At 58.5% G+C, this 12352-nt stretch carries 11 protein-coding genes; 7 read left to right on the forward strand and 4 right to left on the reverse strand.

Features of this window, described 5'->3' with window-relative positions; translation table 11 throughout:
* The first annotated feature begins 63 nt into the window (after positions 1-63).
* The 3 genes from LC059_RS08240 to gstA are packed head-to-tail and all read left to right on the forward strand — an operon-like array spanning position 64 to position 2073.
* Entirely contained in the window at positions 64-468 is a 405-nt protein-coding gene (locus tag LC059_RS08240; RefSeq protein ID WP_226703370.1) for a DoxX family protein, read from the forward strand.
* A gap of 12 nt (positions 469-480) precedes the next feature.
* The gene (locus LC059_RS08245; protein ID WP_226703371.1) at positions 481-1452 is read left to right on the forward strand and encodes a glutathione S-transferase family protein; all 972 of its coding nucleotides are present in this window, start codon (positions 481-483) and stop codon (positions 1450-1452) included.
* 21 nt (positions 1453-1473) lie between these two features.
* Positions 1474-2073 carry a glutathione transferase GstA gene (gstA, locus tag LC059_RS08250; protein ID WP_226703372.1) on the forward strand — a complete coding sequence of 200 codons (600 nt, stop codon included), beginning with the start codon at positions 1474-1476 and terminating at the stop codon, positions 2071-2073.
* A 7-nt stretch (positions 2074-2080) separates the two neighbouring features.
* Here the strand turns inward: gstA and LC059_RS08255 are convergent, their stop codons facing one another.
* From LC059_RS08255 to hexR, 3 genes are all read right to left on the reverse strand, one after another.
* Positions 2081-3328, reverse strand: a complete 1248-nt coding sequence (locus LC059_RS08255) for a multidrug effflux MFS transporter (RefSeq protein WP_226703373.1) — start codon at positions 3326-3328, stop codon at positions 2081-2083.
* Between the two features lie 139 nt (positions 3329-3467).
* A complete protein-coding gene (locus LC059_RS08260) occupies positions 3468-5270 on the reverse strand; it encodes a DUF4153 domain-containing protein (protein WP_226703374.1) in 1803 nt (600 codons plus the stop codon).
* Between the two features lie 31 nt (positions 5271-5301).
* Entirely contained in the window at positions 5302-6156 is an 855-nt protein-coding gene (gene hexR / locus LC059_RS08265; protein WP_226703375.1) for a transcriptional regulator HexR, read from the reverse strand.
* A gap of 282 nt (positions 6157-6438) precedes the next feature.
* Between hexR and uvrD the strand changes: the two genes are divergently transcribed.
* The 3 genes from uvrD to pbp4b all read left to right on the forward strand — a co-directional run bounded on the left by uvrD (position 6439) and on the right by pbp4b (position 11317).
* Positions 6439-8682 (forward strand): DNA helicase II, encoded by a 2244-nt coding sequence (gene uvrD / locus LC059_RS08270; protein ID WP_226703376.1) that lies wholly within the window; start codon positions 6439-6441, stop codon positions 8680-8682.
* A gap of 83 nt (positions 8683-8765) precedes the next feature.
* Complete coding sequence (locus LC059_RS08275) at positions 8766-9914, forward strand: TRAP transporter substrate-binding protein (RefSeq protein ID WP_226703377.1); 1149 nt, start codon at positions 8766-8768, stop codon at positions 9912-9914.
* Positions 9915-9976: 62 nt separating this feature from the next.
* Positions 9977-11317 (forward strand): penicillin binding protein PBP4B, encoded by a 1341-nt coding sequence (gene pbp4b / locus LC059_RS08280; RefSeq protein ID WP_226703378.1) that lies wholly within the window; start codon positions 9977-9979, stop codon positions 11315-11317.
* A 79-nt stretch (positions 11318-11396) separates the two neighbouring features.
* On the opposite strand, the gene LC059_RS08285 is transcribed toward pbp4b, so the two are convergent.
* On the reverse strand, positions 11397-11786 hold the full coding sequence (locus tag LC059_RS08285; protein WP_226703379.1) for an acyl-CoA thioesterase: 390 nt from the start codon (positions 11784-11786) through the stop codon (positions 11397-11399).
* A gap of 185 nt (positions 11787-11971) precedes the next feature.
* Between LC059_RS08285 and LC059_RS08290 the strand changes: the two genes are divergently transcribed.
* Positions 11972-12346: a hypothetical protein gene (locus tag LC059_RS08290; protein ID WP_226703380.1), complete on the forward strand. Its 375-nt coding sequence runs from the start codon at positions 11972-11974 to the stop codon at positions 12344-12346.
* Positions 12347-12352 lie beyond the last annotated feature (6 nt).

Here is a 12352-nt window from a genome sequence, read left to right on the forward strand (position 1 = left end):
CACTTCCACCCTTAAACCCCGCTTTCCCGGTTTTTTTAAAGGGTGCCCAATGAGGACTTCGCTATGAACAACGGTGTACTTTGCGACTTCACCAAACTGGTGGCGCGCATTCTGATGTCGATCATGTTTATTGTCGCCGGCTACAGCAAGATCGGCGCCTACGCTGGTACCCAGGAATATATGGCGGCCGCTGGCGTTCCCGGATTTTTCCTGCCACTGGTCATCCTGCTGGAGCTGGGTGGCGGCCTGGCAATTCTCTTCGGTTTCTTCACCCGCTGGGTGGCAGTGGCTTTTGCCGCCTTCTGTGTGATCAGCGCCTGGATGTTCCACAACGTCCCCGGTGATCAGATGCAACAGATCATGTTTATGAAAAACATCACCATCGCCGGTGGCTTCCTGATCCTGGCCTGTGCCGGAGCGGGCAGATTCAGTTTCGACCACGCCATGGCCAAAGTGAAGAGCAAGTAAGGGGATCGTTCGATGGGATTGCTGGTAAAAGGCGAATGGAAAGATCAGTGGTATGACACCGACAAGAGCGGCGGCGAATTCGAGCGGGAGGCGGCGCAGTTGCGCAACTGGATCACCGCCGACGGCAGTGCCGGTCCCAGTGGTGAAGGCGGGTTCGCGGCAGAAAAAGGTCGCTATCACCTGTATGTCTCCCTCGCCTGCCCTTGGGCGCACCGAACACTGATCTTCCGCGAGCTCAAGGGACTCAATGACTACATCACTGTGTCGGTGGTCAGTCCCTACATGATGGAAAACGGCTGGACCTTCGATAAGGAGGAAGGCAGCACCGGTGACGACCTGTACGGCAGCGAGTTCCTGCACCAGATCTACACCCGCAATCGCTCCGATTACTCCGGGCGGGTTACCGTGCCGGTGTTGTGGGACAAACAGCGCGAGTGCATCGTCAGCAACGAGTCTGCGGAAATCATCCGCATGTTCAACACGGCGTTCAACGAGCTCACTGGCGACCAGCAGGACTTTTATCCACAGGATCTACACGGCGATATCGATGCCACCAACGCCCTGGTTTACGAAAACGTTAACAATGGCGTTTATCGTGCAGGTTTCGCGACCAGCAAGGAGGCCTACGAGTCCGCCTACCACCGCCTGTTCGAGGTAATGGAGCAACTGGAGCAGCGACTGGGTGACAACCGCTACCTCACCGGTGAAAGTATTACCGAGGCGGACTGGCGGCTGTTCACCACACTGATCCGCTTTGATGCGGTGTACCACGGCCACTTCAAGTGCAACAAACAGCGGCTTGCGGACTACTCCAACCTTTGGGGCTATGTGCGTGAGCTGTACCAGTGGGAAGGGGTCGCCGATACGGTGGACTTCCACCATATCAAGACCCACTACTACGCCAGCCACCGCAATATCAATCCCACCGGTATCGTGCCGGTGGGCCCGGAACTGGATTACAGCGCGCCTCACGGTCGCGGCTAATTTCACATCACGGAGAAAGCAATGAAGCTGTTTTACGCCCCCGGCGCCTGTTCCCTGTCGCCGCACATCGTCGCCTGCGAGGCGGGAATTGATCTGGAGCTGTGCAAGGTCAATCTGAAGACCAAGGAAACCGAGAGTGGCGGTGACTACAGGGAAGTGAACCCCAAGGGCTATGTACCCGCGCTTCAGCTGGAGGGGGGTGAGGTCCTGACGGAGGGGCCGGCGATCGTGCAGTTCCTGGCGGAACAGAAGCCGGAGAAAAAGCTGGCACCGGAGCAGGGCTCACTGGATCACTACCGGGTACTGGAGTGGCTGAACTACCTTTCCACCGAGGTACACAAATCCTTCGTACCCCTGTTCTGGGGCGGCAGCGACGAGGAAAAAGCGGAGGCCAAGGAAAGGCTGGTGAAACGCTTCCAGTACCTCGAAGACAGCATGGGTGGAGACTACCTGATGGGCGACGATTTCTGCATCGTAGACGCCTACCTGTTCACCCTGTACAGCTGGTGCAGCAAGGTAGATGTGTCAACAAGCGGCTGGCCCAAGCTCAGGGCGTTTGTCGAGCGCATGGGCCAGCGTGAAGGAGTACAGAAGGCGATGAAGGCAGAGGGGCTGCTCTAGTTTTCTCCTACTTTACCCGTTCCTCGATCCCGATCGGCTGTCGCGCCCTGGCGACGAACAGTACCAGGCACAGCGCGGCGGCCGAGCAGCACAGCATACCCGCCGCGATCGGCACCAGGGTGCCGGTATGTACCGCATTTACCGCGCCGCCCAGTACTCCGCCAAAAATAAACAGCGAAGCGCCGTACAGCGCATTGGCGGTGCCACTGATATTGGGGAAAAACTCCAGATAACAGGCGGCGGAATTCGGGGTGATGATGCCGATCACGCCCATTGCCATCACCAGCGGGATCATCCACGCCAGCAGTGGCTGCTGGTCGCCAAAATACAGGGTGCTGGCCAGCAACAGTACGCAGGACAGCGCCTGTAGGCTGATACCCACCGCCAGAATCTGCCGCGGCTCAAATACTTTGAGGAGGCGGATGTTCAGCTGCACCAGAATCACCAGCCCCAGCACACAGCTCCCAAACAGTAGCGGAAAGTGCTGCGAGCTAACGCCAAAGTGCTCCATAAACACAAAGGGCGCGGTGGTGATGTAGATAAACATGCAGCCACTCACAAATGCCTGCCCGAACAGGAAGCCCAGCGCGCGCCGGCAGCGGAAAATTTGTACGTAGCCTTTGAGCATGCTGCGCCGCGACTGCCGCTGACGCTTGGCGCGGCGGAAGCGGGAAACCGTCTCCGGCAAAATGCCCCGCACCAGCACCATCATCAGCAGGCCGTACACCAGCAGGAAGATAAAGATCGCGTGCCAGTCGCCAAAGGTCAGCAGGGTGGCGCCAATCACCGGCGCGACCATGGGGGCGATCAGCATCATGGTAGCGATCATCGACATGATCCGCGCCGCCTCGCGGCCATGGTAGAGGTCGCGCACAATGGCGCCGCAGATCACTGTGGCAAAGCCGCCGCCCACCGCCTGGCAGAAGCGCAGTGCCACCAGCACTTCCACGTTGTTGGCAAACAGGATCAGGGCGGTGCTGGCGATAAAGATGCTAAGGCCGATGGTGCCCACCAGGATACGTCCCCAGCGGTCTGACAGTGGCCCGCCGAAGATCTGCCCCACCGCAAAACCCAGCAGGTAGCTGGATACCGAGTGCTGCACCTGCGCCACCTCGACTCCCAGTGCCGCCGCCATCGCCGGAATCGCCGGCAGGTAGGTATCGATGGCAAAGGGCGTCAGCGCCACCAGCGCGGCGAGACAGGGGGCGAGCCAGCGGGGTGGCTTGCCTTCGGCGTCGAAGAAATTCGGGGGCATACAAACTCGGGTACAGGGGTAAGGTCGGGCAATCCCGGCTTCGGGCAGTCAAATCGGCGCTGTCCACCGGCGGGCGCCGGCATGGTAACGGGGGCAGCCTTCAGTTTCCATGGCAGTTGTCGAATTTGTGGTCATCCACCTATTGGGTAGGGTCGAACAGCAGTTCATCGCCTATATACAAGCTCTGCCAGCGGGGTGGGCGCAGGTTGCGCGGGCCTTTCGAAAGTTTGCTTTTCAGTGTGGCGACATCCTCGTCGGTTTGACGGTGTTTTTTGTGAATCAAGCGCCACTCGCTGTCGACGGTGCCATAGAGAGCGATATCCAACAGGTACTGGTTATCCCGGTGTTCAACACGTTCTCCGCTGTGGATGAACAGCAGGTATTCATCGCTGCCGTCGCCATCAATATCCTGCGCGAGCCAGAAACACTGGCGGTTCTCCTGTAGGCATTCATGGTGACGAGCATCGAAGGTAAAGTCCGTTGCCAGCGACTTGCCCGCAGGCAGCACTTCCAAATCCTTCAGTGTTTTTTGTCGTTCGACTTCCCGCAGCGGGTTTTCCTGAAGGCGCCAATGGTGCTCCACTTTTTTTGCAATGAGACCATCCAGGTAGCTTGTGACAGTGGTGTCCCGTTTAACGGAAGGCAACTCCTTCGCTCGCTGCAGTGCTTCAAGTCCCGGGCGCCCCAGCTTCTGGCGCAGGAAAAAGAAATCAAACTCCCCCAGCTCAACACGCCCATCTTGCAGCCGCGCCAACTGGTTATCAGCGCTGATACGCCAGAAGTTGGCCAGTGGCGACTGGGTTATAAGGCACACCGCCAGCACCCACAGTGCTAGCCCGGTATTGATCCGCGCCAACAGGTCCGCCCAGTGACCCCGCCGGTACAGGATCGAAATGCTGTAACTGATCGCGAGTAGTGCCAGGGTCAGCGTTACCACACCGCCCCACAGCCGCTCGGGGGTCCAGCCGTATTGCTGGACTCGCAGGGTCAGCCCGTAGAGCGCAAACGCGGTGTAAAACGGCGCCACGATCAATGCCAGCAGCAGTACCCCATTTATCCACCTGGGATAACGGGAAAAGGGGTATTCATCCTGGATCACCCCATTGGTAAAGAACAGTAGCAACGCGACCAGCCACAGCAGCAGTGCACTGCCACGTCCGGTATCCCAGATCGGTTGCAGACCGGTGAATGGCAGAGTCGCCAGAAACACGATGGTGAGTACCGCTAGCAGAGGCAACAGCGCCACCAGCATGGTGCGCAGCAGGCGCTTCAGCGTCAGTACAAAGCTTTGCTGGGAGCGGAACAGAATGGCACCACAGCCGGCGACCAGCCAGGTGACGGGATAGAAGAACCAGTCCTTTTCAAACAGTATCTTGAAAAAATCCACGCCCACCAGTGTGAACAGGGACTTCCACAAGATAAGGATCAGCCAGAAAATTCCGGTGAATACGATGGTCAGGCAAGCCGTCAGTGCGGTATCCCATGAGTAGTGAAACTGTGCGGGATAGCTTGGTTGCTGAAGCTTTTTTGCACTGGTGGCACTGGCGCGCAACAGAAAGGAGACAACAAAAGTGGCAATAACTACCGCGATGCAAAAGTCGTAGGGCCAGCCACAATTGATTGTGTCCGCGGGGGTGCACTGGAAACCCCGGTAGCTGGCGACCAGTGCAAGTAATACGGTGTAGCCGCCAACAATCCACCAGTAACCCCGCGCCAGTCGCGGCGCGATGGTAACGATCACCAGCGGTGGAATGGCAATCACCACGGTGTAGCAGAGGAACTGCCACACCGCAGACCATTGCTCGACGGCGTCGAAGAACTTGAGAGCGTAAAGCGCGAGCCCCTGGATCAGGGCCGCGATCAGGATCAGGCGCTTTTGCGGGGTGCCAAGACTTTGTACTTCGGTGGGGCTTTCCGCATCTTGGCCGCTGCTTCCGTGCATTTTGCGTCCTGTTCGGGTCTTTTAGGGGAAGTTAGTGCTTTTCTTCCCGGAGATTGTAGAGACCTTTCTTCAGTTTCAGCAGGTGCTCCTGCAGCTGTGGGCCTTTGCGCTGGGCGACACCGATGGCAAGCACATCGATCACCACCAGATGGGCGATGCGGGAGGAGAGTGGCGTATACAGCTCGATATCTTCTTCCACATCCACTTCCAGCGGAATACTGGACTGGCGTGTCATGGGAGAGCCGCTGGGGCCGAGTCCGATGACCGTGGCGCCCTGCTGCTTGGCCATTTCCATGGAGCGCAACAGCGAGGAAGTGCGGCCGCTCTGGGAGATGGCGACCACGACATCGCCGGGCTGCATGCTCATCGCCGACATGCTCTGCATATGGTGGTCGGAGTGCGCTGCGGTGGCCATCTGCAGGCGGAAAAACTTGTGCTGGGCATCGGCGGCCACGGCACCGGAGGCACCAAAACCGAAGAATTCCACCCGCTTGGCGGCGGCGATAGCGGCCACGGCGGCCTCCAGAGCGCGGCCGTCGATCTTGTCGCGCACGTTGAGCAGGGTGTCGACGGTGGAGTCGAAGACCTTGCGCTTGTATTCGGCGATGGTGTCTGTTTCGGTAACCGCGATCTGGCCGAAGCTCGGGCTGGACGCCAGCTGCTGCGCGAGGCTGAGCTTGAATTCCTGGAATCCGGAACAACCCACCGCACGACAGAAACGCACCACGGTTGGCTCGCTCACCTGGGCCTCGGTGGCGAGATCGACGATACGCATATGTATGATTTCGCCGGGATTGGCGAGGATATATTCCGCAACCTTGCGCTCAGATTTGCGCATGGAACTCAGCTGTTCGCTGATCTTCTGCGTGACTTCCGCTGGCTTCACGACAACACCTTCTCTGGTTCAAGCTGTGCAGTTTAGCGGCATGGCTCTGTGCTGGCGAGTGTTGGTGCCACGAAGCCCCGCGCGAAGGGCCTGATACCGGGTATTGCCTTGCGGGACCGTCTGCGGCCAGGACGGCCGCAGCCGAGCCCCCATGGATGGGTTTACGGCGTGTCCCGCAAGGCAATACCCGGTAGCAGGTCCGCCACGGCAGTGGAAAAAGACCGCTTACAAAACCCTGTTTATATACCCAGTTCTTCCCTCACCCCTGATACAATCCGCCCCATGGACGTATCTGAACTCTTAGACCCCCTCAACGACCCCCAGCGCGAAGCCGTAGCGGCGCCGCCGGGCAATCAACTGGTTCTGGCTGGCGCCGGCTCGGGCAAGACCCGTGTGCTGGTGCACCGTATCGCCTGGCTGATGCAGGTGGAGGGGGCGTCGCCCTACTCCATTATGGCAGTGACCTTTACCAACAAGGCCGCGCGCGAGATGCGCGGGCGCATCGAGGAACTGCTGGGGGTAAATACCTTCGGCATGTGGGTGGGCACCTTCCACGGTCTCGCTCACCGCTTGCTGCGCGCGCACTGGCAGGAGGCGAAGCTGCCGCAGAATTTCCAGATCCTCGACAGCGATGACCAGCTGCGCCTGATCAAGCGGGTGCAGAACGAGCTGGGGCTGGATGAAAAGAAGTGGTCGCCGCGGGAGACCCAGTGGTGGATCGGCGCACAGAAGGATGAGGGCATCCGTCCCCAGTATATCCAGCTCACCGGCGATCCCTGGCTCGCCACCATGGTGCGGATCTACAGCAGCTACGAAGAAGCCTGCCAGCGTGCGGGCGTGGTGGATTTTGGTGAGCTGCTGCTGCGCGCCCACGAGCTACTGCTGAACAATGACAGTATCCTCGCCCACTACCGCCGCCGCTTCCCGTTTATCCTGGTCGACGAGTTCCAGGACACCAACACCATTCAATACGCCTGGCTGCGCCTGCTGGCCGGTGACCAGTGTGCAATTACTGCGGTAGGTGACGATGACCAGTCTATTTACGGCTGGCGCGGCGCCAAGATCGAGAATATCCAGCATTTCGAGGCGGACCTGAAGGACGTGCAGACGGTGCGTCTGGAGCAGAACTACCGCTCTACCAGTACCATCCTCAACGCTGCCAACGCGGTTATCGCCCACAACTCTGGTCGCCTCGGCAAGGAACTGTGGACCGAGGGTGACAAGGGTGAGCCCATCTCGCTCTACTCCGCCTATAACGAACAGGACGAGGCACGCTTTATCGTCGAGCGTATCCAGGACTGGGTGCGCGACGGCAACCGTCGCGACAGCATCGCGATTCTGTATCGCTCCAATGCCCAGTCGCGGGTGCTGGAAGAAGGCCTGCTGCGGGAGCAGGTGCCCTACCGCATCTACGGCGGCCAGCGCTTCTACGAGCGCATGGAGATCAAGAACGCGCTGTCTTACATGCGGCTGATTACCAACCGTCACGACGACACCTCATTCGAGCGGGTAGTGAATACCCCCACCCGCGGCATCGGTGCGCGTACCGTGGATGCCGTGCGCGAATTTGCTCGCGAGCACGGCTGTTCCATGTGGGACGCCGCCGCCAAGATGCTACAGCAGAAAGTCCTCACTGCCCGCGCCGGCAATGCGCTGGCCAACTTCCTCAGTCTGATCGACGCGCTGGACGAAGAGAGTACCGACAAAACCCTCGACCATATCGCCGAGCTGGCCATCGAGCAGACCGGCCTTATCGAATTCCACGGCAAGGAAAAGGGCGAGAAGGGCCAGACCCGGGTGGAAAACCTGCAGGAATTGGTGAGCGCATGCCGCGGCTTTGACGGCATCCCCACTGTCGATCCCGATGGCGAGGCGGTAGATGAAGAAGAAATACCGCTGATTAACCAGTTCCTCGACAGTGCCGCGCTGGACGCCGGCGAGGGTCAGGCGGACGAGTTTGAAGATGCGGTGCAGCTGATGACCCTGCACTCGGCCAAGGGCCTGGAATTCCCGCTGGTGTTTATGGCGGGTGTGGAAGAAAACCTGTTTCCGCACAAGATGTCCGCGCAGGAACCCGGACGCATGGAGGAAGAGCGCCGGCTGTGCTACGTGGGCATCACCCGCGCCATGCAGAAACTGTATATCACCTACGCGGAAAGCCGACGCCTGTTTGGCAGCGAGACCTACAACAAGCCCTCGCGGTTCGTCAGTGAGATCCCGGTGGAATATATCCACGAGGTGCGGCTGAAAACTGAAGTCTCCAAGCCGCTATTCCAACCGAACTCTTTTGGAAAGGATTGGGGCAAGTTTGGTGGTGGCATAAACCCCTACTCTGACGCTGCCCCGGACTTTGACGATGACCTGCCACCCCTGGCGCTGGGTGGACGCGTAGACCACCCAAAATTCGGCGAGGGCACCGTGACACAGTTCGAGGGCAGTGGCCCGCGCGCCCGCGTGCAGGTCAACTTCGACGACGCCGGCAGCAAATGGCTGGTAGTATCGATGGCCAAGCTGCAGCCTCTTTAATTTGAACCATAGCCTGTGAGCGTCTGCTCGAAGCCGAACCCCGCCCTGAACGGGCGGGCAAAACAATAAAAAAACAAACGGACATGAAAAAAATAAACTGGTACCCCCCCGTTATTCTCGGACTGCTCGCACTATTGGTACTCACCTTCGGTGCCCTGGTGGTCTCGCGTTCCGATCAGGTGCAGACGGTCACCTCGATCGAAAACTCTCACCTGAAAAATTCGGGCCAGCAGACTTTCGAGTGGAAGCTCGTCACTACATGGCCAAAAAATTTCCCCGGCCTGGGCAGCGCCCCGGAGCGCTTCGCCAGAAACGTGGCGGAAATGTCCAATGGCCGATTGAAGATCAAGGTGTTCGGAGCCGGTGAACTGGTACCTGCGATGGGTGTGTTCGGTGCGGTTTCCAGCGGTGCTGCCCAGGTAGGCCACGGCGCAGCCTATTACTGGAAGGGCAAGGTGCCCGCCGCACAGTTCTTTACCGCGGTGCCGTTTGGGTTAAATGCCCAGGAAATGAACGGCTGGCTGCACTACGGTGGCGGCCTGGAACTGTGGGAAGAACTTTACGCCCCCTTTGACCTGATTCCGATGGCCGGTGGCTCCACCGGTGTACAGATGGCCGGCTGGTTCAACAAGGAAATCAATTCTGTCGAAGACCTCAAGGGTCTCAAGATGCGTATTCCCGGCCTCGGCGGTGAAGTGCTCAACCGGGCCGGAGGAACCGCAGTCACCATCCCCGGTGGCGAACTCTACACCGCACTGCAGACCGGCGTGATTGACGCCACCGAATGGGTCGGGCCCTACAACGATCTCGCCTTCGGCTTCCACCAGATCGCCAAATACTATTACTACCCCGGATGGCACGAGCCCGGCTCGGTTCTCGAAATCATCATCAACAAAACAGCGTTCGAGAAATTGCCGCAGGACCTGCAAGCCATCGTGCGCACCGCCGCCCGCGATGCCAACCAAGACATGCTCGACGAATACACCGCACGCAACAATCGCGCGCTGAAAGAACTGGTGGAAGAGCACGGTGTGGAATTGCGCAAGCTGCCAGATGAGGTGATCGCGCACCTGAAGGCAATCAATACCGGCATCATGGAAAAAACTGCGGCTGAAGATCCCCAGTTCAGTCGCGTCTATAACGCATTTAAAGAATTCGAATCCCAGGTGATTCCGTACCACCGGATCAGCGAGGAAGCGTACTATCAAACGCGAGATTTAGGCGCGCATTAAAACGCACATATCCGTTTTGACATATCGCTGGAATCGTGGTTGATCAACCCGGAGAGGAACAGATGAAGGATCTGGTGAAGCAGTTTCAATACTGGGTCATTAGCGTTGTACTGATATCCGTCGCGTGGCCGGTATTTGCCGACTCGACGCCGGAGCTCAACTATCCGGTATTGCGCCCGGCCATCTCGCCCGAGGAGGCCGGGTTTTCTGCGCGGGGGCTAGGAGAGGTAGATGCCCTGATTTCCCGCGATGTCGCTGCCGGCTTTCCCGGCGCGGTGTTGCTAATCATTCGCGACGGAAAAATCGTCAAGAACACCAGTTACGGTTATCGACAGAAGTTTGATGGCGCGGCGCCGCTACAAGACTTCCTGCCGATGACAACCAGTACCCTCTTCGATCTGGCCTCCAATACCAAGATGTATGCAACCAATTTTGCACTACAGAAGCTGGTGAGCGAGGGCAGACTGGACCTGCAAGCGCGCGTGCGCGATTACCTGCCGGAATTCCGCGATCGTGATAACGACGAAATTCGTGGTAAAGATGACCTGACGGTGGAGGATGTGCTGCGCCACCGAGCCGGCTTTACGGCCGATCCGCAATATCACAACCAGAAGGTTGCAAAAGGTCTGTATTCTCAGGTGAGAGACCTTACGCATAAAATGATTGTACAAACGCCGTTGGTTTACCCACCGCGCACCGACACTATTTATAGTGACGTGGACTATATGTTGCTCGGGCTGATCATTGAGCGGATCACCGGCCAAAGGCTGGACGACTATACAGAGGGTGCCATTTACGCCCCGCTGGGGCTGACGCATACCCACTTCAATCCATTGCAAAAGGGTTTCGCGCGTGCGCAATTCGCAGCCACCGAACTCCAGGGTAACACGCGTGGTGGTATCGTCTCGTTTCCCAATGTGCGCACCGCAACGCTACAGGGTCAGGTACACGATGAGAAAGCTTATTATGCAATGGCAGGTGTATCTGGCCACGCTGGTTTGTTTTCCACCTCTACGGATCTGGCAGTACTGCTGCAGGTGATGCTCAATGACGGTGGCTACGGCCAGTTCTCACTATTTGATAGCAAGTCCATCAGTGCATTCACCCAGCCCTCCGAGCGCGATCCTACCTTTGCACTCGGTTGGCGGATCAATGGGAATGAAAATATGCAGTGGATGTTCGGCGAATTCGCCAGCGATAAGGCATATGGACACACCGGTTGGACCGGCACCCTGACCGTTATTGATCCCGCATACGATCTTGGAATCGTACTGCTAACCAACAAAAAACATTCCCCAGTGATTGCGACCGGAAGCAACGCCGGTAGGTTTATCGGGGATTACTTTGCAACCGGGCGGTATGGTGAAGTGGTGTCGGCGGTATACCAGGCGATGGAGATGTAGCGCCAGGTTGTCCGAGTGGGGTCGAAGTGTGTGGCGCGCATTGAGGCTGAGGCCCCAATGCGAGTAGCTCTGGGGGGAATCAGGGCAGCGGTCGAGTGCGCCCGCGGTCGTCGATGGCGACGAATACGAATTCACCCTCGGTGACTTTCACCTGCTCTCCGGTATCCACACGGGTCAACCAGACTTCCACCAGGGTCTTGATGGAGGAGCGGCCCACTTCCAGGGTTTCCGCATAGCAACTGACGGTGGAGCCGACGGGCACCGGGCGCAGAAACACCATGCTGCCAACGGCAACAGTGGTGACGCGACCACGGGCAATACTCTGGGCGAGGATGGCACCGGCCACATCCATTTGTGACATCAGCCAGCCAGCAAAGACGTCACCCTGGGGGTTGGTGTCCCGGGGCATGGATTGGGTCTGTAGGGTCAGGGTACCGCTGGGTTGCGGCTCTTCATCTATGGCGGACATCGCAGGTGCTCACATTTTTAGATTTATTGACCGGTGGCGCGTAAACGGCTGCCAGCTCCGGTGGCGCATTCTAACACAAACTGGGTACTAATTAGCCAGTCCTGGTCGCGTTAAATTCATCAATTCCTGCTAGCAGGTTCCGCGCCGACTTGTCTGCTTTTCGCACATCTCCTAGACTGCGCGGCATGCGTACGTTGATTATGACCCTGATCTTGTGGTGTTTTGCTGCCCAGAGCCTGGCTCTGGCGGTCACCCCTGCCTGTGATCCGGGTGCAGATCCTCACGCCGAGCACGGGGCCATGATGATGGAGTCCGATGCCGGAAACGATATGCATAGCGATGGCCATGGCGATATGCCCTGCTGTCAGGACTCCGCAGATGCATCCCATCAGGATCTCTGTCAGCTGACCTGTGCGGTTGGCGGCTGCAGTGCCGCGGTTGTTGTTGACCAGGAGTGGCAGATCAACGCCCTGCCCGTCTCGGCCCCGCTAGTGCCAATTGACCCCTCCCCCCTTGCTGCTTCGCAGCGAAACCTGTTGCGCCCACCCATCGGCGCCTGATGCACA

Origin of the sequence: Microbulbifer elongatus (assembly GCF_020524885.1) — a bacterium.
Classification (GTDB): domain Bacteria; phylum Pseudomonadota; class Gammaproteobacteria; order Pseudomonadales; family Cellvibrionaceae; genus Microbulbifer; species Microbulbifer elongatus_A.